Genomic DNA, 26,081 nt, shown 5'->3' with positions numbered 1-26,081 from the left:
TCAATTGTGAGGCACAAAAAAACCGCGGGGCCTGCGCGCCGCGGTTTTGTTCGGAAGTCCGGGTGCTCAGCTCAGCGCCGCCAGCGCCTTCTTCATGATGTCGTCGACCGAGCCCACGCCTTCGATGCGGCGGTACTTGGGCGCGTTGGCGTCGCCGGTGGCGGCCCATTGCGAGTAGTAGTCGACCAGGGGGCGGGTCTGGGCCGAGTAGACGTCCAGGCGCTTCTTGACGGTCTCTTCCTTGTCATCCTCGCGCTGGATCAGGTCCTCGCCGGTCTCGTCGTCCTTGCCGGCGACCTTGGGCGGGTTGAACTTGACGTGATAGGTGCGGCCAGAAGCCACATGCACGCGGCGGCCGCTCATGCGCTCGATGATGGCGTCAAAAGGCACATCGATCTCGAGCACATAGTCCAGCTTGACGCCGGCGGCCTTCATCGCGTCGGCCTGGGGGATGGTGCGGGGGAAGCCGTCGAACAGGAAACCCTTGGCGCAGTCTTCCTGGGCGATGCGTTCCTTGACGAGGCCGATGATGATGTCGTCGCTGACCAGGGCGCCCGAGTCCATGACGGCCTTGGCGGCCAGGCCCAGGGGGGTGCCGGCCTTGATGGCGGCGCGCAGCATGTCACCGGTGGAGATCTGCGGAATGCCGAATTGCTTGCAGATGAAGGCAGCTTGGGTGCCTTTGCCGGCGCCGGGTGCGCCCAGAAGGATCAGTCGCATGGGTCTCCTCGTCTCGTCAGGACCGTGAAAAAGTCCTGCATGGGTCAGCGGTCAGTATCGCATGTGGCCTTATCTGGGCCTGACATGACAGACCCGCGTCAACCCTCGATGAGGCGCCTGACGCGCTCCAGATCCTCGGGCGTATCGACGCCCGGGCCGGGTCGTTCGGCGCTGACATGCACGGCGATGCGCTCGCCATGCCAGAGCACGCGCAACTGCTCCAGCGATTCGATCTGCTCCAGCGGGCTGACCGCCAGCGTGGGGAAGCGGCGCAGGAAGCCGGCGCGGTAGGCATACAGGCCCACATGGCGCAGCGCGCCCTTGGGCTGGCCGCCGCCATCGCGCCACCAGGCGATGGGCGCACGGGAGAAATACAGGGCCCGGCCGGCCTGGTCGGTGACCAGCTTGACGACATTCGGGTTCGCGAACTCGGAAGGGTCGGTCAGCGCGTGGGCGACCGTGGCCATCACGCAGCCGGCCTGTGCCGCCAGGGTGGCCGCACAGGCGTCGATCATGGCCGGCGCGATCAGCGGCTCGTCGCCCTGCACGTTGACGACGACGGCATCGTCGGCCAGGCCGAGCTGCTCGACGGCTTCGGCGAGGCGGTCGCTGCCGGACGGATGGTCGGTCCGCGTCATCAGTGCGCGCACGCCGTGGGCGGCGCAGGCGGCGGCCACCTCGGGCGCGTCGGTCGCCACGACGATCTGGCTGGCGCCCGACTCGGCCGCCCGCTGCGCGACGCGCACGATCATGGGCAGGCCGGCGATGTCGGCCAGCGGCTTGTTGGGCAGCCGGGTCGATGCCAGCCGCGCCGGGATGATGACGGTAAAGCTCACGGGGCGAGCGGCACGGGCGCGCTGGCGGCCTCGGGGTCCCAGGGCTTGGCCTCGCTCTCCAGCATCAGCGGGATGCCGTCGCGGATGGGGAAGGCCAGGCGGTCGGCGCGGCAGGCCAGGGCCGGAAGTTCCAGTCCGGCGCCCTCGCGCAGCAGCGTCAGCGGCCCCTTGCACAGCGGGCAGACCAGCATTTCGATGAGGCGTTGATCCATCAGGCGGGAGGGAAGAGTCTTTGCAATTGGGTATCCAGCGCGGCCTCGAAGCCGGCACCGGGCGAGAAGTCTAGCGCCACGACCCAGACGGGCAGGGCGCCGACGCGCTCGGGCGCCAGCTTCACGGCGTCCTTCTCGGTCAGCACGATGGCGGCGGCGCCGGCAGGCCAGGGCAGTGTCTCGAAGCCGGCATGGTCGGGCAGGGCTAGCGTGTCGAAGCTCAGGCCCAGGCCGGCCAGCATGTCGAAGAAGCGCTGCGGCCTGGCGACGCCGGCGACGGCGAGCAGCCCGGGCCGCCCGCGCAGCGCCAGCAGGCTGTCCATGCGGGCCGGCTTGCCGCCCCACCAGTCTGCCAGCGTCACGGCGCCGGCCAGGCGGCGCTCGGCGACAAAGCCGGGCAGGGCGGTGCTGGGCTGGGGCGCGTTGTAGACGACGAGCTGGTCGGCTGCCAGCGGGGCCGGTGGCTGGCGCAGCGGGCCGGCTGGCAGCAGCCGGCCATTGCCCAGGCCGCGTTCGTCGAAAACCAGCAGGCTCAAGCTGCGTGGCAGCCGCCAGTGCTGCAGGCCGTCGTCGCTGACCAGCAGTTGCAGGCCAGGCTCGGCGGCCAGCAGCGAGCGTGCGGCGGCGACGCGATCGCTGCCCACGGCCACCGGCACGCCGCTGCGCAGATGGATGAGCAGGGGCTCGTCGCCCACCTCACGCGCCGGCGACACCCGCGTGACGAGGCGCACGCCGTCGCCCTCGCGCCCATAGCCGCGCGACACGACACCGGCACGCAGGCCGCGCTCGCGCAACAGCGCCAGCAGGGCCAGCGTCGTCGGTGTCTTGCCGGCGCCGCCGACGATCCAGTTGCCGACGACGATGACGGGCACGGGCAGCGTCTGGACCCGCTTGAGCCCGAGGCGGTAGAGCAGGTGGCGCAGCGCCAGCAGCCCGCGGTAGAGCCCGCTCAGCGGCAGCAGCGCCGCGGACAGCGCGCCGCCCGCCAGCCACTCGCGCTGCAGCCGATCAGCGAGCGTCGGTCTGCGCGGCGAAGGTGACACGCGTCAGGCCGACGCGGCGCGCGGCGTCCATCACGTTGACGACGGCCTGGTGGGGCGTGGCGGCGTCCGCCGAGATGATCAGCGAGGCATCGGCGTTGCCGCCCGAGGCCTGGCGCAGCGCGGCGATCAGGATGTCCACCGAGCGGCCTTCCACCGGCTGGCGGTTGACGACGAAGCGGCCGTCGGCGGCGATGCCGACGATGACCTCCTGCGGCCTGTCCTTGAGCTTGTCCGCATCGGCCGACGGCAGGGTGATCTGCAGCTCGGTGAACTTGGAATAGGTCGTCGACAGCATCAGGAAGATCAGGATCACCAACAGCACGTCGATGAAGGGGATCAGGTTGATCTCCGGCGGCTCGCGGTGAGGGGAGCGAAATCTCATGATGTCAGTTCATCCCTTGTGTGCAGCGCTTAGCGCCGCGGACCGGCGCCGGGCCGTCCCCAGCCGGCCCGCAGGCGATGTGCTTGCGGCCCGATGCCGCAAGCATCGCCGTCCCCTCGGGGGACCGGTTGGGCGCGCCCGCGTTCAGCGGGGCGAGACCAGACGAGGGGCTGTCCATTTCAAGCCGTGTAGCGGCGCAGCTGGCCCAAGAGACGATCGGCGGCGGCTTCGAGCTCCAGCACGTATTCCTCGATCCTGCCGCGGAAGTAGCGGTAGAACATCAGCGAGGGGATGGCGATCATCAGGCCGAAGGCCGTGTTGTAAAGGGCGATGGAGATGCCATGCGCCAGCTGGGCGGGGTTGCCGCCGCCGGGCGTTTGGCTGCCGAAGATCTCGATCATGCCGACCACGGTGCCCATCAGGCCCAGCAAGGGAGCTGCCGTGGCAATGGTGCCCAGGGTGTTCATATAGCGCTCGAGCTGGTGCACGGCGCGGCGGCCGGCGAACTCGAACACCAGGCGCAGCTTGCCTTCGGGCATCTGCGGCTCGGCGGTCACGGCACGCAGGCCGGCGGCCAGCACTTCGCCCAGCAGGGAGTTCTCGGCCAGGCGGTCGACCATGTCAGGGGCGGGCAGCTGCTGGGCGCTGACGTTCATGACGTCCTCCAGCAGCCGCGGGGGCAGGATGCGGCTGGCGCGCAGGCTGGACAGCCTCTCGATGATCAGGGCCAGGGCCACCACGGAGCACAGGAGCAAGGGCCAGATCGGCCAACCGGCGGCTTGTATGATCGAAAACAAGGGCGTCCCCGTCGATGAAAAGGCCAGCTGGCCGTCTACAAAAACGGCCGCAGGCGGCCGGATGAGTGCGCGGGATTATGGCCCCAGCCTCGCTGGCCCCAGCCGGTCCTCGGCGCCACGAAAGCGTTCTCACAATCCACCGTTGCTGTGGATAACTTTGTGGGCAAAGCCCCGCGCTCGGGCCGCAGAGGCCGTCAAATCAAGGCCTTGGACAAATTGCCTCCAATTTGAGCAGTGGAATTCGAATTGAAAAACAAGGCCTTATGTGCTCATGACAGCTCCGTGACGGGCGAAATGAGGCGCAACTGCCCGCCAGCCCAGTATTGGCGCGGCTGTGGACTTCCCGGCCCGCGCCGGTATTGGGTTTGCGCGTGATTGATCCTCGCGAGGCCGCTTCAAATCGGCGTGTCTGGGGTGTGGCCGGGCTGCTGGAGGCCGTCAGCCAGAGCCTGGCCGAGCGCTTCTCGGTGGTGGTGGTGGGGGGCGAGATCGCCGGCTTCACGCGGGCCGCCAGCGGCCACTGCTATTTCGGCCTGAAGGATGCCGACGGCCAGGCCGCCAGCCTGCGCTGCGCCATGTTCCGCCGCGCCGCCGCCATGCTGGACTTTGCGCCGGGCGAGGGCGTGCTGGTCGAGGTGCGCGGGCGGGTCGCCGTCTACGAGCCGCGCGGGGAGCTGCAATTCGTCGTCGAGGCCATGCGTCGCGCCGGCGCCGGGACGCTTTACGAGCAGTTCCTGAAGTTGCGCGCCCGCCTGGCCGCCGAGGGCCTGTTCGACGAAGAGGCCAAGCGGGCCCTGCCATCGCACCCGCGCCGCATCGGCGTCATCACGTCGGCGGCCGGCGCCGCCCTGCACGACGTGCTGACGGCGCTGGCGCGGCGGGCGCCCCAGGCCGAGGTCGTCGTCTATCCCAGCCCGGTGCAGGGCGCCGAGGCCCCGCCGGCCCTGGTACGGGCCCTGCAGACGGCCAATGCGCGGGCCGAGGTGGACGTGCTGCTGCTGGTGCGCGGCGGCGGCTCCCTGGAAGATCTGTGGGCCTTCAACGACGAGCGCGTCGTGCGGGCCGTGGCGACGTCGGCCCTGCCCATCGTCTGCGGCGTCGGCCACGAGACCGATGTGACCCTGTGCGACCTGGCCGCCGACCTGCGCGCGCCCACGCCCACGGCCGCTGCCGAGCTGGCCGCGCCGTCGCGGGCCCACCTGCTGCAGCGCCTGGAAAGCCTGGAGCGCAGCCTGGTCCTGCGCACCGATCACCGCCTGCAGTCCCTGGCCCAGCGCCTGGACCGCCTGGCCCTGCGCCTGGCGCGGCCAAGCGACAGCCTGGCCCGGCAGCGCCGCCTGCTCGAGCTGCTGGCCCAGCGCGCCAGCGCCGCACCGCGCCGTCGCATCGAACTGCAGGGCCAGCGGTTGACCCACCTGGAACAGCGCCACGAGCGCGCCCACCGCGAGATCCTGGTGCGCCAGCACACCCGGCTGGATTCGCTGCAGGCCCGGCTGCTGGCCCTGGACCCCCAGCATGTGCTGGCCCGCGGCTATGCCTGGCTGGACGACGGGCAGGGCGGGGCCATCACGTCGGTGCAGGCCCTGCAGCCCGGCGGCGAAGTGCGTGCCGTGCTGGCCGACGGCGCCGCTGACATGCAAATCCTGCGGGTACGGCCTTTGCCGCAAGGGTGATTGGCCCTCCCTACAATCCGCCGCGTTTCCCTTCCCCCCAACACTTTGAGGTTCACACCATGGAACACACGCTGCCCCCGCTGCCTTACCCCATCGACTCGCTGGCTCCGCACTACAGCAAGGAAACGCTGGAGTTCCACCACGGCAAGCACCACAACGCTTATGTCGTGAACCTCAACAACCTGCAAAAGGGCACCGAGTTCGAGAGCATGACGCTCGAGGAGATCATCAAGAAGAGCTCCGGCGGCATCTACAACAACTCGGCCCAGATCTGGAACCACACCTTCTTCTGGAACTGCATGAAGCCGCAAGGCGGCGGCGAGCCCAGCGGCGCCCTGGCCGCGGCCATCAATGCCAAGTGGGGCAGCTATGCCGCCTTCAAGGAAGCGTTTGTGAAGAGCGCCGTCGGCAACTTCGGTTCGGGCTGGACCTGGTTGGTCAAGAAGCCGGACGGCACGGTCGACATCGTCAACACCGGCGCTGCCGGCACGCCGCTGACCACCGCCGACAAGGCCCTGCTGACCGTCGACGTGTGGGAACACGCTTACTACATCGACTATCGCAATCTGCGTCCCAAGTTCGTCGAGACCTTCCTGTCGAACCTGGTCAACTGGTCGTTCGCCGAAGCCAACTTCGCCTGAAGTCATCAAGCCGCTTGTCCAGTCGTGCTCCCGCTGAACGCGGGTACGCCTGACCGATCCCCCGAGGGGACGGCGATGCTCGCAGCATTGAGCCGCGAGCACATCGCCAGCGCGAGCCGGCTCGGGAGCGGCCCAGCGCTCGGCCCGAGTACCTGATGAACGAAGCCGGCCTTGAGCCGGCTTCATTCATTGCGAGACTTGAATGACGTGCCTCACCAGCGGATAGACCTGGTGCTGCCAGCGTCGCCCGCTGAACACGCCGTAGTGGCCGACATTGGGCTGGATGTAATGGGTGCGCAGATAGGCCTTCAGGCTGCTGGCCAGGTCCTGGGCCGCCAGCGTCTGGCCGACCGAGCAGATGTCGTCGCGCTCGCCTTCCACGGTCAGCAGCGCGGTGCGGCGGATGGCGGCCGGGTTGACGCGCCGGCCCTTGAACATCATCTCGCCGCGCGGCAGGTCATAGGTCTGGAAGACGCGCTCCACGGTCTCCAGGTAGAAGTCGGCCGCCAGGTCGGCCACGGCCAGGTATTCCTCGTAGAACATGCGCGTGACCTCGGCCTTGTCGAACTCGTCGGCCACGAGGTGCTTGTAGTAGTCCTTGAAGGCATTGGCATGCCTGTCCTTGTTCATGCTCATGAAGGCCGACAGCTGCACAAAACCGGGATAGACGCGCCGCCCCGCACCGGCGTGCTGCCAGGGCACGTGGCTGATGAGGTTCTTTTTGAACCACTCGATGGGCTTGCTGGTGGCCAGTTCGTTGACGGCCGTGGGGCTGACGCGGCAGTCGATGGGGCCGGCCATCAGCGTGAGGCTCGCCGGCGTGGCCGGATGGTCGTCCTCGGCCATCAGGGCCACGGCGGCCAGCGCGCTGACGCAGGGCTGGCAGACGGCCACCACATGGGCCTGGGGGCCGATGGCGGCCAGGAAGTCGATCAGATGGCCGGTGTATTCGTCCAGGCCGAAACGGCCGGCTGAGAGCGGCACATCGCGCACGTTGTGCCAGTCGGTGACATAGACGTCATGGTCCTGCAGCAGGGTGCGCACGGTCTCGCGCAGCAGCGTCGCGAAATGGCCCGACATCGGCGCCACCACCAGGACCTTGGGGCTGGCAGGCGCGCCTTCCCTGCGAAAGCGCAGCAGCGTCCCGAAGGGCGTGGTCAGCGTGGCCTCCTCCGTGACGGCCCAGCGCTCGTCGCCGTTGACGATCTCGCCGATGCGCCAGGGCGGGCGGGTGTGGGTGATCTGGGCCAGCTCGAAGACCTTGCCGGCCGCCGACATCTGCCGGGCCGGCAGCCAACCCGCGTCGGCGATGGCCGACTGCTGCAGGAAGGATGTCGACAGGCGCGTGGCCGTGCGCAAGGGCCACATCAGATCGCTGTGGGCCTGGTAGGCGGGGTACATGGCTGCTCCTGCAAGGCCGGGGACGCTACAGGCAACGCAAGGAGCGCGCCAGCATGGCATGGGCCTTGCGTCGATGTGCAGGCCCCAGCCTCGAGGAGACGCCCATGCCTGTTGCCACGCCCACCAAGCCCGCAGCCCGCAAGGCCGTCAAACCCAAGCTCGCCGCGCCCGCCGCGACGCTGACGCTGAGCAGCAAGAACTACTCGTCATGGTCGCTGCGCGGCTGGCTGCTGACGCGCTTTGCCGGCCTGGCCTTCGAGGAGATCATGGTCTCGCCCGACGACGAGGATGCGCGCAAGGAGCTGCTGCTGCTGGCGCCGTCCATCCGCGTGCCCTGCCTGCGCCACGAGGGCGTCACGGTGTGGAACAACCTGGCCATTGCCGAGTATCTGAACGAGCTTTTCCCCAAAGCCGGTCTGTGGCCCGCCGACCGCGTTGCGCGCGCCCACGCGCGGGCCATCTGCGGCGAGATGAACTCGGGATTCGCCAATCTGCGCGCCTCGCTGCCGATGAATCTGAAGGGCCACTTTCCGCGCCACAAGATCTGGGCCGGGGCCAAGCCCGACATCGAGCGCATCAGCGAGATCTGGACCGATTGCCTGGCGCGCTATGGTGGCCCCTATCTGTTTGGCGCCAAGCGCGGCGCGGCCGACGCCTTCTTCGCGCCGGTTGTCACGCGCTTCACGACCTATGACGTGCCGCTGAACCCGGCCTGCATGGCCTATTGCAAGACCATCAGCGCCATGCCCGAGCTCAAGGAATGGACGGCCGCGGCCAGGCTCGAACCCGACGAGATCGAGCAGCTGGACATGGACTTTTAGGGCTATCGGGCCCTAGTCCCAGGGCGTCGGAATGGGAACGTCGCAGGGCGCCGGCATGTCCACCGTCCCGAAGTCGGCCGGCGACACGATCTCCAGGTATTCCATGTCCGGCGAGTAGTCGAACAGATAGTGCACGATGCCGGGGCGCTGGTGCACGCAGTCGCCGGCTTCCACCAGCGTCACCTGGTCGCCATACATGAACTTGGCCCAGCCCTTGGTCATCAGCACGATCTGGAATTCCGCCTCATGGCGGTGCCATCCCGTGCCCTTTTCGGGGGCCATGTTCGCCTTCACAAGGTGCGCGATGACCTTGCCGCCGGTGGCCGCGGCCACGCCGAGGTCGCGGTAGAGGAAGAAATCCCTCAGGCCGTCGCTGCGCCAGGGCGTGTCCCCGGGCTTGACGTGGGAGAACTGCGTGGCGGACGCATCGTTGGCGGCGTCCACGGGTATCGACAGATCCGACATGACCCGACCTCCTGAAAAACTGCAGGCCTGGAGGCACACGCAATATGCGTTCCTGCAAAAGCTTGACGCAGGTCATGGGTGGGGCCGGGCGGGCCGCCTAGATTCGCGGCGTGAGCGCTCCACCTCCCGGCCTGGACGCGGCTGATGCCGACGCCCGCCAACTTGCCCCTTTCACCACCTGGCCCGACGGCCCGGGTGGTGTGGCCCTGTCGCAGTTCCAGGTGGCGGGCATGCATTGCGCGGCCTGCTCGGGGCTGATCGAGTCAGCCCTGCTGAAGCTGCCCGGCGTGCGCAGCGCCAGCGTCAACCCGGTCTCCGCGCGTCTGGCCCTGCAGTGGCGGCCTTCCGAGCTCGCGTTGGCCGACGTGATGGCGACGCTGCAGGCGGCGGGCTATCGCGCCACGCCCGATGTCGCCGCGCCGGCCCGTGAACTGCGCCGCCAGGAGAAGCGGCGCGCGCTGTGGCGGCTGTTCGTCGCAGGCTTTCTGATGATGCAGGTCATGATGCTGGCGACGCCGGCCTACGTGGCCGCCGCGGGCGAGCTGGCGCCCGATCTGGACCGCCTGCTGCGCTGGGGCAGCTGGGTGCTGACACTGCCGGTCATGGCCTTTGCGGCCGGGCCCTTCTTCGGTGGTGCCTGGCGGCAGTTGCGCGCCGGGCGCCTGGGCATGGACGTGCCGGTGGCACTGGGCATCGCGGTCACCTTTGTCGCCAGCAGCGGGGCGCTGTTCGACCCCGGCGGGCTGTTCGGCCACGAGGTGTATTTCGACTCGCTGACGATGTTCATCGCGCTGCTGCTGCTGGCGCGCTGGTTCGAGCTGGGGGCCAGGCATCGCGCTGCCGAGGCGCTGGAGGCGGTCGCCACCGCCTTGCCGGCGGCGGCGGAGCGGCTGCAGGACGACGGCAGCAGCGAGCGCGTGGCGCCCGAGGCCCTGCGCGTAGGGGATCGGATCCGGGTGGCTGCCGGCGAGGCCTTTGCGGCCGATGGCTGCGTGCTGTCGGGCCAGGGTTTTGTGAACGAGGCGCTGCTGACAGGCGAGTCCGCACCGGTCGCCAAGTCCGTCGGCGATGCGGTCGTGGCGGGCAGCCTCAATCTGGACGGCTCGCTCATCGTCGGCGTGCAGCGCGTGGGCGCCGACACGACAGCCCAGGGCATCGTCAGGCTGATGCAGCAGGCGCAGAGCCAGCGGCCTGTGGTCAACGGCCTGGTCGATCGCGTGGCCGCGGGCTTCACGGCCGTCGTGCTGCTGTTGGCGCTGGCCGCGGGCGTCGGGTGGTGGTGGGTGGATCCGTCGCGCGCGATCGCGGTTGCGGTCGCCGTCCTCATCGTGACCTGCCCCTGCGCGCTGACACTGGCCGCGCCGGCCGCCTGGCTCACGGCCAGCGGCGCGCTCGCCCGACGCGGCCTGCTGCTGGCAGACCTGTCGGCGCTGGAGAGGCTGTGCGCCGTCGACACCGTCGTCTTCGACAAGACCGGCACCCTCAGTGAGGAGCGCCTGCAATTGCGCCGTCATTGGGCCGAGGGCGCCGGTGCTGATGCGCTGCTGGCCGTTGCGCGCAGCCTGGCCGCGCTGTCGCGCCATCCGCATGCACAGGCCATCGCGGGCGAGGCCGGCACCTGGACCGATGTGCGAGAAGTGGCGGGTCGGGGCATCGAGGCGCGCGATGCGAGCGGCAAGCTGTGGCGCCTGGGGGCGCCGGCCTGGGTCAGCGCGCAGCCCGACCCCGCCGCACGGCTGGCTTTCGGCTGTGGCGACTGCGTGCTGTGGCTGGAGCTCGCGGAAGTGCCACGCCCCGATGCGGCCGAGGCGGTCAAGGCCTTGCGCGCCCTGGGGCTGCGTTTGCGGCTGCTGTCGGGAGACCAACCCGCCGCCGTCGCGCGCATGGCCCATCTACTGGACATCGCCCACTGGCGCGCGGGCGCCACACCCGAGGCCAAGCTGGCCGCGCTGCGCGACTGGCAGGCGCGGGGCGAGCATGTGCTGATGGTGGGCGACGGCATCAACGATGCGCCCGTGCTGGCCGCGGCCGATGTGCGCGTCGCCATGGGGCAGGGCGCCATGCTGGCCCGCAGCACGGCGGATGCGCTGCTGGTGTCCAACCGCCTGATGGCCCTGCCGCAGGCGCTGGCACTGGCGCGCAAGACGCGCGGCGTGCTGCGGCAGAACCTGGCCTGGGCGGCCCTCTACAACCTGGCCTGCGTGCCGCTGGCGCTTGTTGGACTGCTGCCGCCGCTGGCCGCCGGCATCGGCATGGCCACGAGCTCCCTCTTCGTGGTGCTCAATGCCCAGAGGTTGAACCGCTGATGGACATCCTCTATCTCCTCATCCCCTTTTCGGTCGTGCTGGTGCTGCTCATCGTGGGCGTGTTCGGCTGGGCCGTGAACTCTGGACAACTCGACGGCTTCGAAAACGAGGCCGAACGCATCCTGCTTGACGAGGATCAAGCTGCCTGAGGCCCCTCCCACGAAGAATGGTTCGCATCAGACTGAAGGAGTCGCGATGGCGAACGAAGCAACCCTGGCCACCACCGGGGCGATGTACGAGGACGGACCGGTGCGGGCCTTCGCGCTGGCCGCTGTCCTGTGGGGCGTGGTGGGCATGCTGGTGGGCGTGCTGATTGCCGCCCAGCTGGCCTGGCCGGATCTGAACTTCGGCATTCCCTGGTTGAGCTACGGGCGCCTGCGGCCACTGCACACCAACGCGGTCATCTTCGCCTTCGGCGGCTGCACGCTGTTCGCCACCAGCTACCACGTCGTGCAGCGCACCGGCCAGACCCGGCTGTTCTGCCCGAAGCTGGGCTGGTTCACCTTCTGGGGCTGGCAGCTGGTCATCCTGCTGGCCGCCATCACGCTGCCGCTGGGCTACACGACAGGCAAGGAATACGCCGAGCTGGAGTGGCCCATCGACCTGTTGATCGCGGTGGTCTGGGTGTCCTACGCCATCGTCTTCTTCGGCACGGTGGGCACGCGCAAGATCCGCCACATCTACGTGGCCAACTGGTTCTTCGGCGCCTTCATCATCGCCGTGGCCCTGCTGCACATCGTCAACAGCGCCGAGATTCCGGTCAGCTTCTGGAAGAGCTACTCGGCCTACGCGGGCGTGCAGGACGCCATGGTGCAGTGGTGGTACGGCCATAACGCGGTGGGCTTCTTCCTGACCGCGGGCTTCCTCGGGATGATGTACTACTACATCCCCAAGCAGGCCGAGCGCCCCGTCTACAGCTACCGCCTGTCCATCGTCCACTTCTGGGCGCTGATCTTCACCTATATGTGGGCGGGCCCCCACCACCTGCACTACACGGCCCTGCCAGACTGGGCGCAGAGCATCGGCATGATCTTCAGCCTGGTGCTGCTGGCGCCGAGCTGGGGCGGCATGATCAACGGCGTCATGACGCTGTCGGGCGCCTGGCACAAGCTGCGCGACGACCCCATCCTGAAGTTCCTCATCGTGTCGCTGTCCTTCTACGGCATGTCGACCTTCGAGGGTCCGATGATGTCGATCAAGACGGTGAACTCGCTGTCGCACTACACCGACTGGACGGTGGGCCATGTGCACAGCGGCGCCCTCGGCTGGGTGGGCCTGGTGTCGATGGGCTGCCTGTACCACCTGATCCCGCGCATGTTCGGCCGCACGCAGATGTATTCCAAGCGCGCCATCGAGCTGCACTTCTGGATCGCGACCCTGGGCATCGTGCTCTACATCGCCGCGATGTGGATCGCCGGCGTCATGCAGGGCCTGATGTGGCGCGCGGTCAACCCCGACGGCACCCTGGTCTACACCTTCGTCGAGAGCGTCAAGGCGACCTGGCCCTTCTACGTCATCCGCCTCGCCGGCGGCCTGCTCTACCTCGCCGGCATGGGCGTCATGAGCTGGAACGTCATCAAGACCGTGCAGGCCGGCAGTACCAAGGCCGTGCGCATCCCCGCACCCGCACTGGCCCACGCCTGACGCCATGGAGCCCCTCGTCCTACGAGTACGTTGGCCGGTCCCCCGCGGGGACGGCGATGCCTGCCGGTTCGACCGGCGGGCCCATCGCCCAACGCGGTCCGGCTTGGGAGCGGCCCGGCGCTCGGACCGCAAGTTTCAAGCGCCGCGTCACGCGGCGGAGCAATCAACATGAGTACACAAAACACAACCGTCAGCGGCCACCAGCGCATCGAGACCAGCAACCTGCTGATGATCGTGCTGGTGCTGCTGACCGTGCTGGTCGGCGGCATCGTCGAGATCGTGCCGCTGTTCTTCCAGCGCTCCACCACGCAGGCTGCGCCTGGGCTCAAGCCCTACACGCCGCTGCAGCTGGCGGGGCGGGACGTCTATCTGCGCGAGGGTTGCTACAACTGCCACTCGCAGATGGTGCGGCCGCTCGCGGCCGAGACGCTGCGCTATGGCCACTACTCGACGGCCGGCGAGTTCGTCTACGACCACCCCTTCCAGTGGGGCAGCAAGCGCACCGGGCCGGACCTGCATCGCGTCGGTGGCCGCTACAGCGACGACTGGCATCGCATCCACCTGAACAACCCGCGCGATCTCGTTCCCGAGTCCAACATGCCCGCCTATCCGTGGCTGGCCAACAACGCGGTGGACGCCGCCGGCATGCCGGCGCGGCTGTCGGCCATGCGCCTGCTCGGCGTGCCCTACACCGAGGCCGAGGTGAAAGACTCCGCACAGGAGGTCGCCGGCAAGACCGAGCTCGACGCACTGGTCGCCTATCTGCAGGTGCTTGGCACCGCGAACAAGTGAAGGAGCCCGCACCATGGGCATCAACGAACTCCGCATCGCCGTGACCCTCGTGTCGCTGGCTGTCTTCGTGGGCATCGTCATCTGGGCCTGGCGTGGCCGCTTCGAGGCCGTCGCCCAACTGCCGCTGCAGGGGGATGAGCAATGAGCGACTTCTTCAACTCGGGCTGGTCGACCTTCGTCGCCGCGGCCACCGTGCTCGGCCTGCTGGCCTGTGTCGTGCTGCTGATCATCGCCAGCCGCCGCCAGCCCTCGGCCGCCGACAACACCACCGGCCACGTCTGGGACGAGGACCTGCGCGAACTGAACAACCCGCTGCCGCTGTGGTGGATGGGCCTGTTCGTGCTGACGGTGGTCTTCTCCGGCATCTATCTCGCCCTCTACCCCGGCCTGGGCAGTGTCAGCGGCAAGCTGGGCTGGACCAGCCTGGGCGAGCACGCACAGGAGGTCGCCCAGACGCGTGCCGCCATGGCACCCGTCTATGCCGGCTTCACCGGCATGGCGCCCGAGCAGCTCGCCAGCGATCCCAAGGCCCACGCCATCGGCGAGAGGCTCTTCGCCAACAACTGCTCCCAATGCCATGGTGCCGACGCCAAGGGTTCCAAGGGATTCCCCAACCTGACCGACGGCGACTGGCTGTGGGGCGGCAGTTACGACATCATCGTTGAGACCATCACCAAGGGCCGCGACGGCAACATGCCCGTCATGGCGCCGGCCGTGGGCACGAGTGAGGATGTGCGCAACGTCGCCCACTATGTGCTGTCGCTGTCGGGCAGCCCGCACAATGCGCTGTACGCCCAGTTCGGCAAGCCCAAGTTCGTTGTCTGCGCGGCCTGCCACGGCCCCGGCGGCAAGGGCAACCCGGCCCTGGGCGCTCCCAACCTCAGCGACAAAGTCTGGCTGCATGGCTGGGGCGAAGAGGCCGTCACGGCCATGATCAACAACGGCAAGCACAACGTGATGCCGGCCCACGGCGAGCGGCTGACGCCGGAGCAGATCAAGGTGCTGGCCGCCTACGTCTGGGGCTTGAGCAGCCACTGAGATGGCCGATTCCGAAGCCGTCATCCGGCTCTACCGCTCCGAGGACAAGATCCACCCGCGGGCGGTGGATGGCTTCTACGCCCGCTGGCGCTGGGCCATCGTGGCTCTGACCCAGCTCGTGTTCTACGGCCTGCCCTGGCTGAGCTGGGGCAGCCGCCAGGCCGTGCTGTTCGACCTGGAGGCGCGGCGCTTCTACGTCTTCGGCCTGGTGCTGTATCCGCAGGATTTCGTGTACCTCACGGCCCTGCTGATGATCTCGGCGTTCGCGCTGTTCCTGTTCACGGCCGTGGCCGGGCGACTGTGGTGCGGCTATGCCTGCCCGCAGACGGTCTACACCGAGATCTTCATGCGCGTGGAGCGCTGGTTCGAGGGTGACCGCAACGCGCGGCTGCGTCTGGACAAGGCCCCCTGGGGCTGGAGCAAGCTGTGGCGCAAGAGCGGCAAGCAGGTCGTCTGGATCGCGCTCGGCCTATGGACCGGTTTCACCTTCGTCGGCTACTTCACGCCCATCCACACGCTGGCTGCCGAGGTGGCCGGCCTGGCCCTGGGGCCGTGGGAGAGCTTCTGGGTGCTGTTCTACGGCTTTGCGACCTATGGCAATGCGGGCTATATGCGCGAGCAGGTCTGCAAATACATGTGCCCCTATGCGCGTTTCCAGAGCGCCATGTTCGACCGCGACACCCTCATCGTCAGCTACGACCCGCTGCGCGGCGAGCCGCGCGGCAAGAACGCGCAGCGCGGCAGGAAGGGCGAGGCGCGCGCCAGCGGCGTCGGCGACTGCATCGATTGCGAGCTGTGCGTGCAGGTCTGCCCCACCGGCATCGACATCCGCGACGGCCTGCAATATGAATGCATAGGCTGCGCGGCCTGCATCGACGTCTGCAACGGCGTCATGGACAAGATGGGTACGGCGCGCGGCCTGATCCGCTACGACACCGAGAACGGCCTGGAGCAGCGCTTCAGCCGCGCCCAGCGCTGGCGCCGCGTGCTGCGGCTGCGGGTGCTGATCTACAGCGCGGTGCTGCTGATGATCGGCACTGCCGTGCTGTGGAGCCTGGCCTCGCGGCACAGCTTCCGCGTCGATGTGGTGCGCGACCGCGCCTCACTGGCCCGCCTCGTGGAGGACGGCTGGATCGAGAACGTCTACCGCCTGCAGATCATGAACGCGACTGAAGCACCGCAGCACTACCGCCTCGAGGCCGAAGGCCTGCCTGGACTGAAGCTGAGCCAGGCGACGACCGTCGACCTCGGCCCCGCCGAAGCGCGCTGGGTGGCCGTGGCCCTGCGCTTGCCGCCTGAAGCCGCCAGCCAGCTGAAGGCCGGTGCCCACGCGATGCACTGGCGCATCAGTCGCGACGACGAGGCCGTCGTCGAGAAATCCACCTTCGTGCTGCCGCGTTGACGATCAGGAGAACGACATGAATACCTTGGACTCCAAGCCCGCCTGGCGGGAACCCATGATGTGGCTGGTCGTGGGCGGGCCGGCCACCGTCGTGGTCGCGAGCTTCCTGACCCTGGGCCTGGCGCTGCGTCACCCGGATCCGCCGCTGGACATCCGCGCCACGACCCAGCATGCCGCCGACGACGTCGAGCCGGCCGATGTGCGGGCCCAATCCGGCGACGTGCCGGCGCTGGTGGCGCGCAACCACGCCGCCACCGGCGTGCCGGGGGCCAAGCGGTGAACCGAGCCCCCGGCCCCTCGCGCGTCGCGCGTTTCGCGATGGCGGTGGCCTGGTCGTCCTTTCTTGCGGCAGGCGTCCTCGAAGCCCTCGTGTTCGCGGTCGTCGACCCGGGCGAGCTGCGCTGGTTCGGTGCCGCACCGGTGCAACTGTCCGCCCAGGCCGTCTACACCGTCAGCTTCCTGATCTTCTGGGGCGTCATCGCGCTGGGCGCCAGCCTGGCGCTGCTGCTAGTGCACCTGCCCGAGGATCAGGTCAAGCCTTCACGTCATGCACCGGGCTGGCCTCGTTGAGTCCTGCCAATCCGGCATTGGCAACAACACGGGCGCCTCGGTCATACGTCCAGTAGGCCCAGGCCCAGTCCAGCAGCACGACGAAGCGGTTGCGGTAGCCGATCAGGAAGTAGACGTGGGCGAACAGCCAGAACAGCCAGGCGAAATAGCCCGAGAAGCGCAGCGGCCCGGCCGGCGTGCCGAGATCGACGACGGCGCTGTTGCGGCCTATGGTGGCGAGGTTGCCGTAGTCGCGGTAGCGGAAGGCCTGCGTTACCTCGCCGCGCAGCCGGCGCTTGATGTTGGCGGCGGCGCAGCGACCCATCTGCTTGGCGCCGGGTGACACGCCGGGCACGGGTTTGGGATCCTGGCCGGGCGCATGGCTTTGCGCGGCGGCCAGGTCGCCGATGACCTGGAGGTTGGCAAAGCCCTTCAGGCTCAGGTCGGGCTCGACAACGACGCGGCCCGCGCGGTCCAGCGTGCAGCCCGTGGCCTCGGCGAGCACACGGCCTAACGGTGAGGCGGCCACGCCGGCGGCCCATACCACGCAGCGGCTGGCCAGCCTCTCGGCGCCGGCACTTGTCGTGATGTCCAGGCCTTCGGCATCGATGCCGGTCACGCGGGCGCCCAGGCGCACGTCGACACCCAGCGCGGCGAGCTGGGCGCGGGCGCTTTCGCTCAAGGACTCGGGCATGGCCTGCAGCACGCGCGGGCTGCCTTCCACGAGCAGCACCCGGGCCTGGCGCGGGTCGATGCGGCGGAACTCGCCGGGCAGGGTATGGCGGGCGATCTCGGCAAAGGTGCCGGCCAGCTCGACGCCGGTCGGCCCGGCGCCGACAACGACGAACTGCATCAGCGCCGCGCGGCGTGCGGGGTCGTCCTCGCGCTCGGCGGCCTCGAAGGCCAGCAGCACGCGGCGGCGGATCTCGAAGGCGTCTTCCAGCGTCTTGAGCCCCGGCGCGTGGGCGGCCCATTCGTCGCGGCCGAAGTAGCTGTGGGTGGCGCCGGCGGCGACGATGAGATGGTCCCAGCGCAGCACCGCGCCGTCCTTCAACGTGGCCGTCCTGGCGTTGGCATCGATGCCGGTGACCTCGCCCAGCAGCGTCGTCACATTGCGCTGGCCGCGGAACAGGTGCCGGATGGGCGCCGCGATGGAGGGCGCCGACAGGCCGGCCGTGGCCACCTGGTAGAGCAGGGGCTGGAAGAGGTGGTGGTTGGTCTTGTCGACAAGGGTGATGTCGACTTCGGCGGCACGCAGGGCTCGCGCCGCCTCCAGGCCGCCGAAGCCGCAGCCGATGATGAGGACTTGGGGACGCATAAGACCCATGGTACGCCTCGTTTGCTGCGCCGCAGCATGGAAGGGGTCAAGCGTCGTTTCCTGCTGTTGCAATGCATGCGAAGCTGGGGAGACGCTTGGTGAGGGCGCCCTCATAGCATGCTCGGTGCTCCGAACGATGTCCCTCGAATCCCTCACTGCGCCCGTCCACATCCCCTCCGAGCCTACGTCCACCGCCGACTCGGCCTGGCAGCGCCTGCGCAGCGAAGGCCTGCGCGGCTTGTCCTTCCGCCAGGGCCTGCTGGCCGTCTTCCTGCTGATCGCCGTCGCCCTGGGCGGTGCCGCGGCCCAGGCCATGCTGGCGCTGGAGCATGTGGCCCTGCAGGGCCGCGAGGCCTCTCAGGACGCCGCCGCGCTGACCGCCCAGGTGCAGCGCCTGGCCGAGCGCACCGTGGCCATGGAGCGCAGTGCGCGCCAGTTCCTGGTGCTGGATGACGGAGCCTTGCGCGAGCGCTTCCAGGCCGCTTGGGCAGAGGCGCGCGACACCCAGGCCGAACTGGGGCAGACCTTGACGGGGTCGGCGGCGCGCCAGCTCTTCGCCGACTGGGGCGCCCAGGCCGATGCGGCGTGGCGCATCCTGCAGAACCCCGGCCGCGCCCGCCAGGCCGCCTTGCAGCGGCTCAATCCGCTGTTCTCCCGCCTGCACAGTCTCAATCAGGCGCTGACCCAGCAGAGCCAGCAGGCCATGGACCGCCGCAGCGACGCGGTGCTGGCCGAGCTGGAGCAGCAGCGCCGCCTCATCAGCGCCCTGGTCGTCGGCGCCATCGTGCTGGCCGTGCTGCTGGGCCTGGGCTTTGGCCGCTGGCTGCTGCGGCCGCTGGCCGATGTCGAGACCGCCATCGGCCGCCTGGGCGACAACCGCTTCGACCAGCCCGTCGACGTGCGCGGCCCGGTCGACCTGCGCCGCCTGGGCCGGCAGCTGGAATGGCTGCGCCAGCGCCTGGCCACGCTGGAGTCCGACAAGACCCGCTTCGTGCGCCATATCTCGCACGAGCTGAAGACGCCCATGGCCTCCATCCGCGAGGGCGCGGCCCTGCTGCGCGACGGCGTGGCCGGCCCGCTGACGAGCGACCAGGCCGAGATCGTGCGCATCCTCGGCGACAACAGCGCCGCCTTGCAGCACCAGATCGAGGGACTGCTGAGCTACCAGGCCCTGGCCTCGGACGCCCAGCAGCTGCGCCGCCGGCCGACGGCCTTGAAGACCCTGCTGGAGCGCGTCGTCGACGAACAGCGCCTGCTGTGGCAGGCCAAGGGGCTGCGCGTGCAGCTCGATGCCGCCGACGTCACGGCACCCGTCGATGGCGACAAGCTCGGCGCCGTGCTGGCCAATCTGCTCGTCAACGCGGTGCGCTTCAGCCCGCCAGGCGGGACCATCAGCTGGCGGCTGGCCCAGGACGCCGCCGGTATCAGCATCGACTGTCTCGACGAGGGCAGCGGCGTGGCGGCCGAGGACGTCGAGCGCATCTTCGACCCCTTCTACCAGGGCCGTCACCAGCCGCCGGGCGCGCGCCGCGGCAGCGGCATCGGCCTGTCCATCGTGCGCGAGGTGGTGCAGGCCCACGGCGGCAGCTGCCGGCTGCTGGCCAGCGAGCGCGGCGCCCATTTCCGGATCGAGATTCCCCATGCGAATTCAGCGACGACGACTTTTTGAGATCAGCTCCTTGCTGCTGCTGGCGGCCTGCCAAACGCCAGCACCCGCGCCGCAACCCCTGCCGCCCGCGCCGGTCTGCCCCGAGCCACCCACGCCTGCCGCGCCCAGCGACGAGGGGCTCAAGGCCCTGCAGGCCTACGCTGCCGACCTGCAAAAGGCCCTGCAACTGGGCCAGGGCCGCAGCGCCGCCGAGCAGGCCCAGGCCGCGGCGCAACTGGACGCCATCGCCAATTCCGGCGACCCGCAGGCCGAGCCCTTGAAGCCCATCGCCGCGCTGATGGTCACGCGTCTGGCCGAACAGCGCCGGCTGCAGGACAGCCTCGACAAGCTGGGCCAGCAGTTGCGCGACAGCCAGCGCCGCAACGAACAGCTCAACGAGAAGCTCGAGGCCCTGAAGGCCATCGAACAGACCCTGCCGGCCAAGCCCGGCGCCGCACCGCGTTGAAGGAGGGCAGGCATGAGCACACCCGCCGCCATCCTGGTCGTCGATGACGACACCGACCTGCTGCGTTTGATGACCATGCGCCTCACCGCCGCCGGCCATGCGGTGCAGGCCGTTGCCAGCGCCGAGGCCGCCCTGGCCCATCTGGCCGTCAAGCTGCCCGCCCTGGTCATCACCGACGTGCGCCTGCCGGGCCTGGACGGCCTGGCCCTGTTCGACGAGATCCGCGCCCGCCACCCGTCGCTGCCCGTCATCCTGCTGACGGCCCACGGCAGCATTCCCGACGCCGTGGAAGCCACGACGCGCGGCGCCCATGCCTATCTGACCAAGCCCTATGACGGCAAGGAGCTGCTGGACAAGATCAACCAGGCCCTGCTGCTGAACCGGCCCGGCCCGGCGCCCTTCAATGGCGATGGTGAATGGCGCAGCGAGATCCTCAGCCGCAGCCCGCGCATGGCCGAGGTGCTGGCCGAGGCCAGGCTGGTGGCCGGCACCGACGCCAGCGTGCTGATCGCCGGCGACAGCGGCACGGGCAAGGAGTTGCTGGCCCGCGCCATCCACAAGGCCAGCCCGCGTGCCGGCAAGCCCTTCATCGCGGTGAACTGCGCGGCCATTCCCGAGGCGCTGCTGGAGTCGGAACTCTTCGGCCATGTGAAGGGGGCCTTCACCGGAGCCCAGGGGCATCGCCAAGGGCTGATCCCCGCCGCCGAGGGCGGCACGGTCTTCCTCGACGAGATCGGCGACATGCCGCTGGCCCTGCAGGTCAAGCTGCTGCGCGTGCTGCAGGAGCGCGTCGTGCGCCCCGTGGGCAGCAACGAGGCCGTGGCGGTGGATGTGCGCGTGCTGTCGGCCACCCACCGCGACCTCGAGCAGGCCATGAGCGAGGGCCTGTTCCGTCCCGACCTCTATTACCGGCTCAATGTCGTCAAGCTCGGCCTGCCGCCGCTGGCCGAGCGGCGCGAGGACATCGCGCTGCTGGCCCAGCATTTCCTGCTGACGCTGGCGGGGCGGCATCGCAAGCCGGTCAGGGGTTTTGCCCCCGATGCGCTGGAGGCCCTGGTGACGGCGCCCTGGCCGGGCAATGTGCGCCAGCTCTTCAACGTCGTCGAGCAGGTCTGCGTGCTGGCGACGGCGCCGCTGGTGCCACTGGCCCAGGTGCAGCGTGCTTTGCAGATGCCGCCGGCCGAGGTGTTGAACTACCAGCATGCCAAGCAGCGCTTCGAGCGCGACTATCTGAACCAGTTGCTGAAGCTGACCTCGGGCCAGGTGGCCGAGGCCGCGCGCCTGGCCGATCGCAACCGCACGGAGTTCTACCGCCTGCTGCAAAAGCATGGCCTGGACCCCCAGCTGTTCCGCGCCGATGCAGCCCCCCTAGCTCAGCCGTCGGATTCCGGCGACAAGAAATTGTCAGACGAATCAAGCGCTTAGCGCCGGACTCGCGGGGGCTGTCGCCACCCAGCGACAAAAACGGTCTGCAGGTCTCGTGGCCGCGGCGCGAAAAATGCCTCAAGCGCTTGATTCCAAAGGGATTTCCTCGTCTGGCACGGGCCTTGCGCTAAGACGGATGTGGTGCCACCCGGCATCGCTTTCGATTCACGCATCCTCAGGAGATCTGCATGCGACAAACCTCGACCTTCGCCCGACTGCTGACTGCCGCCCTGATGGCGGGTGCCGCGACTGCGAGCTTCGCGGCCGACCAAGCACCGGCGCCCGCTGACGCCCCGGCCCAACAAGTGGCGCAGGCGCAACCGGCCGGCGATGCGGCCATCACCAGCCAGGCCCAGGCCGCCCTGCAAAAGGACAAGGAGCTGCAAGCCCTGCCGCTGACCGTCACCACGAGCGGTGGCGTCATCGTCCTGAAGGGTGCGGCGCCCTCCGCCGATCTGGCCCAGAAGGCCGTCATGGCCGTGCAGGCCGTGCCGGGCGTGAAGGAAGTGCGTAGCGAGATCAAGGTCGGCTGACGCCGTCACCTTGAGCTCGAGGCCCCGCGCGCCCCCGCGGGGCCTTTTTTCGTTCTTGACCTGGATCAAGCCTGGAGGTGGCTGGCATCGGCACAGTACGCCTATGGCTGCCGTGACCGAAAGACCGCTGGACCCCGATTTGCTGCGCCGCCACGACGTGGCCGGCCCGCGCTACACCTCCTATCCGACGGCCGACCGTTTCGTCGAGTCCCACGCTGCGCAACAGCACGTCCAGGCCCTCGTCCAGCGCGGCGTGGAGCAGCCGCTGTCGGTCTACGTGCACATCCCTTTTTGCGAACAGCTCTGCTACTACTGCGCCTGCAACAAGATCATCACCAGGCACCATGAACGCGCCCAGCCTTATCTGGAGGCGCTGAAGCTGGAAATGGATCTGGTCGTCGCGGCCCTGGGCGGCCCGGCGCCGGTGTCGCAACTGCATCTGGGAGGCGGCTCGCCGACCTTCCTGTCGGACGGCGAGCTGAGCGCCTTGATGGAAGCGCTACGCCGCCGCTTCCAGTTGCTGCCCGATGCCGAGCTGTCCATCGAGGTCGACCCGCGCACCGTGGACCTGCAGCGCCTGGCCCATCTGCGCCTGCTGGGCTTCAATCGCCTGTCCTTTGGCGTGCAGGACTTCGATGCCGCCGTGCAGAAGGCCGTGCACCGTGTCCAGCCCTACGAGTCTGTCGCCATGCTGATGCGCGCGGCCCGCGAGCTGGGCTTTGCCTCCATCAGCGTCGACCTCATCTACGGCCTGCCCCTGCAGACGCCGGCCAGCTTTGCCCGCACCATCGCCCGGGTGGCCGAGCTGCGGCCCGACCGCATCGCGATGTATGCCTATGCCCATCTGCCGCAGCGCTTCAAGCCGCAGCGGCGCATCGTCGCGGAGCTGCTGCCGCCGGCCGGGGACAAGCTGGCCATGCTGTCGGGTGCCATCAGCGCCTTGCTCGGCGAGGGCTATGCCTATATCGGCATGGACCATTTCGCACTGCCCGATGACCCGCTGGCCGTCGCCAAGCGCCAGGGCCTGCTGCATCGCAACTTCCAGGGCTATTCGACCCAGCCGGACTGCGACCTCGTGGGCCTGGGCGTGTCGGCCATCAGCCGTGTCGGCGCGACCTATGCGCAGAACGCCAAAACGCTGGCTGAGTACGAGGAAGCGCTGGACCGGCGCCAGTTGCCGGTGCAGCGTGGCCTCGCGCTGACGGCGGACGATGAATTGCGTCGCGACGTCATCATGACGCTGATGTGCCAGGGGCGGCTGGAGTTCGATGCCATCGCGCAGCAGCATCGGGTCGACGTGGCCAGCTACTTCGCGGCCGAGCTGGCGCAGCTCGCGCCTCTCGCCCAGCAGGGCCTGGTCGTGCTGGAGAGCGACGCCATCCAGGTCACGCCGCTGGGCTGGTATTTCGTTCGGGCCGTGGCGATGGCGTTCGACCGCCATCTCCCCTCCAACGCGAACCGCGAGCGCTTCTCCAAGATCCTCTGATGGCCCTTGACGCCGCGCTGATCGCCTCGGCCACGCTGATGGGCCTGGCCGGCTCGCCGCATTGCGCAGCCATGTGCAGCGCGCCCTGTGCGCTGGCCGCGGGCCGGCGGCCGGCTCGGCTGCTGGTCGGGCGATTGCTGGGCTACTCGGCCGGCGGCGCGGTGGCCGCAGCATCGGCGCAGGCGCTGGCCAGGGCTTCAAGCAGCGTCATGCTGCTGCAGCCGGCCTGGGCCCTGCTGCAAGCGGCCTTGCTGCTGCTGGGCCTGACGCTGCTGGCACGCGGCCGTGTGCCGGCATGGCTGGGCGCCGTACGCTGGCGGCCCGAGCCGCGCCACGCCTTCGCGACCGGCCTGGCCTGGGTCGCCATGCCCTGCGGCCTGCTGCACGCCGCCCTGCTGCTGGCGGGGCTGGCGGGATCGCCGCTGAGCGGCGCCATGGCGATGGCCGGTTTCGCGCTGGCCAGCATGCCGGGCCTGGTCATCGCGCCGCTGTGGCGGGCGCGGCTGCTCAGGCGCGGCGCGGGCGGCGAGGTGCTGGCCCTGCGCCTGGCCGGGCTCGCGCTGGCCGCGGGCGCGGCCTGGGGCCTGGCGCACGGCGTCTGGCAGAGCCTGCGGCTGGCCTGCTGAGGCGGCCATAAACTCGCCGGGTTTCGTCTTTGTCTCGAAAGCCCACAAGCCATGTACCAACACATCAAGGTGCCTGAAGGCGGCCAGAAGATCACCGCCAATGCCGACTTCTCGCTGAATGTGCCCAACAACCCCATCATTCCCTACATCGAGGGCGATGGCACCGGCTTGGACATCACGCCCGTGATGCTGAAAGTCGTGGACGCGGCCGTGGCCAAGGCCTATGGCGGCACGCGCAAGATCCACTGGATGGAGATCTATGCCGGCGAGAAGAGCACCCGGGTCTACGGCCCCGATGTCTGGCTGCCGGAAGAGACGCTGCAGGCGGTCAAGGAGTACATCGTCTCCATCAAGGGGCCGCTGACGACGCCGGTCGGCGGCGGCATCCGCTCGCTGAACGTGGCCCTGCGCCAGGAGCTGGACCTCTACGTCTGCCTGCGCCCCGTGCAGTACTTCGACGGCGTGCCCAGCCCCGTGAAGGAGCCCCACAAGGTCGACATGGTCATCTTCCGCGAGAACTCGGAAGACATCTACGCCGGTATCGAGTACGAAGCCGAGAGCGACAAGGCGAAGAAGCTCATCAAGTTCCTGCAGGACGAACTGGGCGTCAAGAAGATCCGCTTCCCCGAGACCTCGGGCATCGGCGTCAAGCCCGTCAGCCGCGAAGGCACCGAGCGCCTGGTGCGCAAGGCCATCCAGTACGCCATCGACAACAACAAGCCCAGCGTGACCATCGTGCACAAGGGCAACATCATGAAGTTCACGGAAGGCGGTTTCCGTGACTGGGCCTATGCCCTGGCGCAGAAGGAGTTCGGCGCCCAGCCCATCGACGGCGGCCCGTGGTGCAAGTTCAAGAACCCCAAGACGGGCAAGGACATCACCATCAAGGACAGCATCGCCGACGCCTTCCTGCAGCAGATCATCCTGCGCCCGGCCGAGTACAGCGTCATCGCGACGCTGAACCTGAACGGCGACTACATCTCCGACGCGCTGGCCGCCCAGGTCGGCGGCATCGGCATCGCCCCGGGCGCCAACATGAGCGACTCCATCGCCATGTTTGAGGCCACCCACGGCACGGCGCCCAAGTACGCCGGCAAGGACTATGTGAACCCGGGCTCCGAGATCCTGTCCGCCGAGATGATGCTGCGCCACATGGGCTGGAAGGAAGCCGCCGACCTCATCATCAGCTCGATGGAAAAGGCCATCCTCAGCAAGAAGGTCACCTACGACTTCGCCCGCCTGATGGACGGTGCGACCCAGGTCTCGTGCTCGGGCTTCGGGCAGGTGATGATCGATCAGATGGAGTGACGTTGCGGCCCCATGGCGGCCGGTTCGTCTAACACCTAGACTCTGAGCATGCCCGATTACGCCAACACCTATGTGGCTGAAGAACAGCTGCTCATCTACGAAGGGGCGGACTTCGACGAGGTGGTGCTGGCGGATCGGTCGGGCAAGCGCGGTGCGCAGGTCTGGTGCTGGACGCGCCGAGAGACCGACCTCGATCGGGCGATCTGGCTGCGGCTGATCGTGGCGGTCGACGACAAGGACTCCCCGGAGACCGTCGAGCGGGTGCGAAGCGCCTTGAAGCCGAATCCCCTGCCGGATCCGTTCCGCAAGCCCCTGCCGCATTGAGCCCCCAAAGGAAAACCCCGGCTTAGGGCCGGGGTTTGGGGACGCTTGTGGTGCTTCACTCGGCGCCCGATGGGTGGCATTGCAGGAGGTCAACGCCTGGTATCAGACTGTATGAAATTAATCAGGCCGTTGGCTTGCTGTTGTATTACGGACTTCCCCCGAGCGTGAAATGGCAACGCTGCTGCTAAGAAGAAAAAGGGGCGCCGCTGGCGCCCCTTTGCTTTG

At 68.8% G+C, this 26,081-nt stretch carries 29 protein-coding genes; 20 read left to right on the top strand and 9 right to left on the bottom strand.

Annotated features, from left to right (window positions below; genetic code table 11):
- Positions 1-66: 66 nt before the first annotated feature.
- From adk to J2X20_RS03675, 6 genes are all read right to left on the bottom strand, one after another.
- Positions 67-720 (bottom strand): adenylate kinase, encoded by a 654-nt coding sequence (gene adk / locus J2X20_RS03700; RefSeq protein ID WP_310261008.1) that lies wholly within the window; start codon positions 718-720, stop codon positions 67-69.
- A 98-nt stretch (positions 721-818) separates the two neighbouring features.
- On the bottom strand, positions 819-1,556 hold the full coding sequence (kdsB, locus tag J2X20_RS03695; RefSeq protein ID WP_310261006.1) for a 3-deoxy-manno-octulosonate cytidylyltransferase: 738 nt from the start codon (positions 1,554-1,556) through the stop codon (positions 819-821).
- Positions 1,553-1,768 (bottom strand): Trm112 family protein, encoded by a 216-nt coding sequence (locus tag J2X20_RS03690; RefSeq protein WP_310261003.1) that lies wholly within the window; start codon positions 1,766-1,768, stop codon positions 1,553-1,555. Before J2X20_RS03690 ends, kdsB begins: the two co-directional genes overlap by 4 nt.
- Complete coding sequence (gene lpxK / locus J2X20_RS03685) at positions 1,768-2,811, bottom strand: tetraacyldisaccharide 4'-kinase (protein WP_310261001.1); 1,044 nt, start codon at positions 2,809-2,811, stop codon at positions 1,768-1,770. The genes J2X20_RS03690 and lpxK overlap by 1 nt, the downstream gene beginning before the upstream one ends.
- On the bottom strand, positions 2,777-3,193 hold the full coding sequence (locus J2X20_RS03680; RefSeq protein WP_310261000.1) for an ExbD/TolR family protein: 417 nt from the start codon (positions 3,191-3,193) through the stop codon (positions 2,777-2,779). The genes lpxK and J2X20_RS03680 overlap by 35 nt, the downstream gene beginning before the upstream one ends.
- A 179-nt stretch (positions 3,194-3,372) precedes the next feature.
- Complete coding sequence (locus J2X20_RS03675; protein ID WP_057297034.1) at positions 3,373-3,990, bottom strand: MotA/TolQ/ExbB proton channel family protein; 618 nt, start codon at positions 3,988-3,990, stop codon at positions 3,373-3,375.
- Positions 3,991-4,361: 371 nt separating this feature from the next.
- On the opposite strand from J2X20_RS03675, the gene xseA reads away from it, so the two are divergent.
- Together xseA and J2X20_RS03665 are read left to right on the top strand one after the other, a co-directional pair.
- Positions 4,362-5,663 carry an exodeoxyribonuclease VII large subunit gene (gene xseA, locus J2X20_RS03670; protein WP_310260995.1) on the top strand — a complete coding sequence of 434 codons (1,302 nt, stop codon included), beginning with the start codon at positions 4,362-4,364 and terminating at the stop codon, positions 5,661-5,663.
- A gap of 59 nt (positions 5,664-5,722) precedes the next feature.
- A complete protein-coding gene (locus tag J2X20_RS03665) occupies positions 5,723-6,304 on the top strand; it encodes a superoxide dismutase (RefSeq protein ID WP_310260992.1) in 582 nt (193 codons plus the stop codon).
- A gap of 186 nt (positions 6,305-6,490) precedes the next feature.
- Here the strand turns inward: J2X20_RS03665 and J2X20_RS03660 are convergent, their stop codons facing one another.
- Positions 6,491-7,705 (bottom strand): polyhydroxyalkanoate depolymerase, encoded by a 1,215-nt coding sequence (locus J2X20_RS03660; protein WP_310260990.1) that lies wholly within the window; start codon positions 7,703-7,705, stop codon positions 6,491-6,493.
- Positions 7,706-7,809: 104 nt separating this feature from the next.
- On the opposite strand from J2X20_RS03660, the gene J2X20_RS03655 reads away from it, so the two are divergent.
- Positions 7,810-8,526 (top strand): glutathione S-transferase family protein, encoded by a 717-nt coding sequence (locus J2X20_RS03655; protein ID WP_310260987.1) that lies wholly within the window; start codon positions 7,810-7,812, stop codon positions 8,524-8,526.
- A 12-nt stretch (positions 8,527-8,538) separates the two neighbouring features.
- On the opposite strand, the gene J2X20_RS03650 is transcribed toward J2X20_RS03655, so the two are convergent.
- Positions 8,539-8,991, bottom strand: coding sequence for a cupin domain-containing protein (locus tag J2X20_RS03650; protein ID WP_310260984.1), 453 nt, complete (start codon positions 8,989-8,991; stop codon positions 8,539-8,541).
- Between the two features lie 110 nt (positions 8,992-9,101).
- Between J2X20_RS03650 and J2X20_RS03645 the strand changes: the two genes are divergently transcribed.
- The 9 genes from J2X20_RS03645 (at position 9,102) to J2X20_RS03605 (ending at position 16,743) form a co-directional block, all read left to right on the top strand.
- A complete protein-coding gene (locus J2X20_RS03645; RefSeq protein WP_310260983.1) occupies positions 9,102-11,297 on the top strand; it encodes a heavy metal translocating P-type ATPase in 2,196 nt (731 codons plus the stop codon).
- Entirely contained in the window at positions 11,297-11,446 is a 150-nt protein-coding gene (gene ccoS / locus J2X20_RS03640; protein ID WP_310260980.1) for a cbb3-type cytochrome oxidase assembly protein CcoS, read from the top strand. Before J2X20_RS03645 ends, ccoS begins: the two co-directional genes overlap by 1 nt.
- A 46-nt stretch (positions 11,447-11,492) precedes the next feature.
- Positions 11,493-12,941, top strand: a complete 1,449-nt coding sequence (gene ccoN, locus J2X20_RS03635) for a cytochrome-c oxidase, cbb3-type subunit I (protein ID WP_310260977.1) — start codon at positions 11,493-11,495, stop codon at positions 12,939-12,941.
- A 168-nt stretch (positions 12,942-13,109) separates the two neighbouring features.
- On the top strand, positions 13,110-13,733 hold the full coding sequence (ccoO, locus tag J2X20_RS03630) for a cytochrome-c oxidase, cbb3-type subunit II (RefSeq protein WP_310260974.1): 624 nt from the start codon (positions 13,110-13,112) through the stop codon (positions 13,731-13,733).
- A 13-nt stretch (positions 13,734-13,746) separates the two neighbouring features.
- The gene (locus J2X20_RS03625) at positions 13,747-13,878 is read left to right on the top strand and encodes a cbb3-type cytochrome oxidase subunit 3 (RefSeq protein ID WP_310260971.1); all 132 of its coding nucleotides are present in this window, start codon (positions 13,747-13,749) and stop codon (positions 13,876-13,878) included.
- Positions 13,875-14,771: a cytochrome-c oxidase, cbb3-type subunit III gene (ccoP, locus tag J2X20_RS03620; protein WP_310260968.1), complete on the top strand. Its 897-nt coding sequence runs from the start codon at positions 13,875-13,877 to the stop codon at positions 14,769-14,771. Before J2X20_RS03625 ends, ccoP begins: the two co-directional genes overlap by 4 nt.
- A gap of 1 nt (position 14,772) precedes the next feature.
- A complete protein-coding gene (gene ccoG / locus J2X20_RS03615; RefSeq protein WP_310260964.1) occupies positions 14,773-16,173 on the top strand; it encodes a cytochrome c oxidase accessory protein CcoG in 1,401 nt (466 codons plus the stop codon).
- A gap of 16 nt (positions 16,174-16,189) precedes the next feature.
- Positions 16,190-16,453, top strand: a complete 264-nt coding sequence (locus tag J2X20_RS03610; RefSeq protein WP_310260961.1) for a nitrogen fixation protein FixH — start codon at positions 16,190-16,192, stop codon at positions 16,451-16,453.
- Positions 16,450-16,743, top strand: coding sequence for a hypothetical protein (locus J2X20_RS03605; RefSeq protein ID WP_310260958.1), 294 nt, complete (start codon positions 16,450-16,452; stop codon positions 16,741-16,743). The genes J2X20_RS03610 and J2X20_RS03605 overlap by 4 nt, the downstream gene beginning before the upstream one ends.
- Here the strand turns inward: J2X20_RS03605 and J2X20_RS03600 are convergent.
- Complete coding sequence (locus J2X20_RS03600) at positions 16,706-18,049, bottom strand: NAD(P)/FAD-dependent oxidoreductase (RefSeq protein WP_310260956.1); 1,344 nt, start codon at positions 18,047-18,049, stop codon at positions 16,706-16,708. The two genes, J2X20_RS03605 and J2X20_RS03600, sit on opposite strands and share 38 nt — an antisense overlap.
- 127 nt (positions 18,050-18,176) lie before the next feature.
- Here J2X20_RS03600 and J2X20_RS03595 point away from each other — a divergent pair, with 127 nt between their 5' ends.
- From J2X20_RS03595 to J2X20_RS03560, 8 genes are all read left to right on the top strand, one after another.
- Entirely contained in the window at positions 18,177-19,709 is a 1,533-nt protein-coding gene (locus J2X20_RS03595) for a sensor histidine kinase (RefSeq protein WP_310260953.1), read from the top strand.
- Positions 19,710-19,719: 10 nt separating this feature from the next.
- Positions 19,720-20,154 carry a hypothetical protein gene (locus J2X20_RS03590; RefSeq protein WP_310260950.1) on the top strand — a complete coding sequence of 145 codons (435 nt, stop codon included), beginning with the start codon at positions 19,720-19,722 and terminating at the stop codon, positions 20,152-20,154.
- 12 nt (positions 20,155-20,166) lie between these two features.
- Positions 20,167-21,579, top strand: a complete 1,413-nt coding sequence (locus J2X20_RS03585; protein ID WP_310260948.1) for a sigma 54-interacting transcriptional regulator — start codon at positions 20,167-20,169, stop codon at positions 21,577-21,579.
- Between the two features lie 188 nt (positions 21,580-21,767).
- Positions 21,768-22,112, top strand: coding sequence for a BON domain-containing protein (locus J2X20_RS03580; protein ID WP_310260945.1), 345 nt, complete (start codon positions 21,768-21,770; stop codon positions 22,110-22,112).
- A gap of 103 nt (positions 22,113-22,215) precedes the next feature.
- The gene (gene hemN / locus J2X20_RS03575; protein WP_310260943.1) at positions 22,216-23,598 is read left to right on the top strand and encodes an oxygen-independent coproporphyrinogen III oxidase; all 1,383 of its coding nucleotides are present in this window, start codon (positions 22,216-22,218) and stop codon (positions 23,596-23,598) included.
- Positions 23,598-24,224, top strand: coding sequence for an urease accessory protein UreH domain-containing protein (locus J2X20_RS03570; protein ID WP_310260941.1), 627 nt, complete (start codon positions 23,598-23,600; stop codon positions 24,222-24,224). Before hemN ends, J2X20_RS03570 begins: the two co-directional genes overlap by 1 nt.
- A 51-nt stretch (positions 24,225-24,275) precedes the next feature.
- Entirely contained in the window at positions 24,276-25,532 is a 1,257-nt protein-coding gene (icd, locus tag J2X20_RS03565) for an NADP-dependent isocitrate dehydrogenase (RefSeq protein ID WP_310260939.1), read from the top strand.
- Between the two features lie 48 nt (positions 25,533-25,580).
- A complete protein-coding gene (locus J2X20_RS03560; protein ID WP_310260937.1) occupies positions 25,581-25,856 on the top strand; it encodes a hypothetical protein in 276 nt (91 codons plus the stop codon).
- Positions 25,857-26,081: the final 225 nt, after the last annotated feature.

Origin of the sequence: Roseateles saccharophilus, assembly GCF_031458095.1 — a bacterium.
GTDB lineage: Bacteria > Pseudomonadota > Gammaproteobacteria > Burkholderiales > Burkholderiaceae_C > Pelomonas > Pelomonas saccharophila_A.
The sequence above is the reverse complement of the archived record's forward strand: the minus strand, read 5'-3'. Positions and strand labels throughout refer to the sequence as shown.

Excerpts from the sequence above, each read along its gene's own strand:
- J2X20_RS03655 (WP_310260987.1), top strand. The coding sequence starts at position 7,810 with ATGCCTGTTGCCACGCCCACCAAGCCCGCAGCCCGCAAGGCCGTCAAA.
- adk (WP_310261008.1), bottom strand. The coding sequence starts at position 720 with ATGCGACTGATCCTTCTGGGCGCACCCGGCGCCGGCAAAGGCACCCAA.
- ccoS (WP_310260980.1), top strand. The coding sequence starts at position 11,297 with ATGGACATCCTCTATCTCCTCATCCCCTTTTCGGTCGTGCTGGTGCTG.
- J2X20_RS03665 (WP_310260992.1), top strand. The coding sequence starts at position 5,723 with ATGGAACACACGCTGCCCCCGCTGCCTTACCCCATCGACTCGCTGGCT.
- ccoP (WP_310260968.1), top strand. The coding sequence starts at position 13,875 with ATGAGCGACTTCTTCAACTCGGGCTGGTCGACCTTCGTCGCCGCGGCC.
- J2X20_RS03570 (WP_310260941.1), top strand. The coding sequence starts at position 23,598 with ATGGCCCTTGACGCCGCGCTGATCGCCTCGGCCACGCTGATGGGCCTG.
- J2X20_RS03680 (WP_310261000.1), bottom strand. The coding sequence starts at position 3,193 with ATGAGATTTCGCTCCCCTCACCGCGAGCCGCCGGAGATCAACCTGATC.
- J2X20_RS03595 (WP_310260953.1), top strand. The coding sequence starts at position 18,177 with ATGTCCCTCGAATCCCTCACTGCGCCCGTCCACATCCCCTCCGAGCCT.
- J2X20_RS03650 (WP_310260984.1), bottom strand. The coding sequence starts at position 8,991 with ATGTCGGATCTGTCGATACCCGTGGACGCCGCCAACGATGCGTCCGCC.
- J2X20_RS03585 (WP_310260948.1), top strand. The coding sequence starts at position 20,167 with ATGAGCACACCCGCCGCCATCCTGGTCGTCGATGACGACACCGACCTG.
- J2X20_RS03690 (WP_310261003.1), bottom strand. The coding sequence starts at position 1,768 with ATGGATCAACGCCTCATCGAAATGCTGGTCTGCCCGCTGTGCAAGGGG.
- J2X20_RS03600 (WP_310260956.1), bottom strand. The coding sequence starts at position 18,049 with ATGGGTCTTATGCGTCCCCAAGTCCTCATCATCGGCTGCGGCTTCGGC.
- icd (WP_310260939.1), top strand. The coding sequence starts at position 24,276 with ATGTACCAACACATCAAGGTGCCTGAAGGCGGCCAGAAGATCACCGCC.
- J2X20_RS03610 (WP_310260961.1), top strand. The coding sequence starts at position 16,190 with ATGAATACCTTGGACTCCAAGCCCGCCTGGCGGGAACCCATGATGTGG.
- ccoN (WP_310260977.1), top strand. The coding sequence starts at position 11,493 with ATGGCGAACGAAGCAACCCTGGCCACCACCGGGGCGATGTACGAGGAC.
- J2X20_RS03660 (WP_310260990.1), bottom strand. The coding sequence starts at position 7,705 with ATGTACCCCGCCTACCAGGCCCACAGCGATCTGATGTGGCCCTTGCGC.
- J2X20_RS03580 (WP_310260945.1), top strand. The coding sequence starts at position 21,768 with ATGCGACAAACCTCGACCTTCGCCCGACTGCTGACTGCCGCCCTGATG.
- J2X20_RS03625 (WP_310260971.1), top strand. The coding sequence starts at position 13,747 with ATGGGCATCAACGAACTCCGCATCGCCGTGACCCTCGTGTCGCTGGCT.
- ccoO (WP_310260974.1), top strand. The coding sequence starts at position 13,110 with ATGAGTACACAAAACACAACCGTCAGCGGCCACCAGCGCATCGAGACC.
- J2X20_RS03560 (WP_310260937.1), top strand. The coding sequence starts at position 25,581 with ATGCCCGATTACGCCAACACCTATGTGGCTGAAGAACAGCTGCTCATC.
- hemN (WP_310260943.1), top strand. The coding sequence starts at position 22,216 with ATGGCTGCCGTGACCGAAAGACCGCTGGACCCCGATTTGCTGCGCCGC.
- ccoG (WP_310260964.1), top strand. The coding sequence starts at position 14,773 with ATGGCCGATTCCGAAGCCGTCATCCGGCTCTACCGCTCCGAGGACAAG.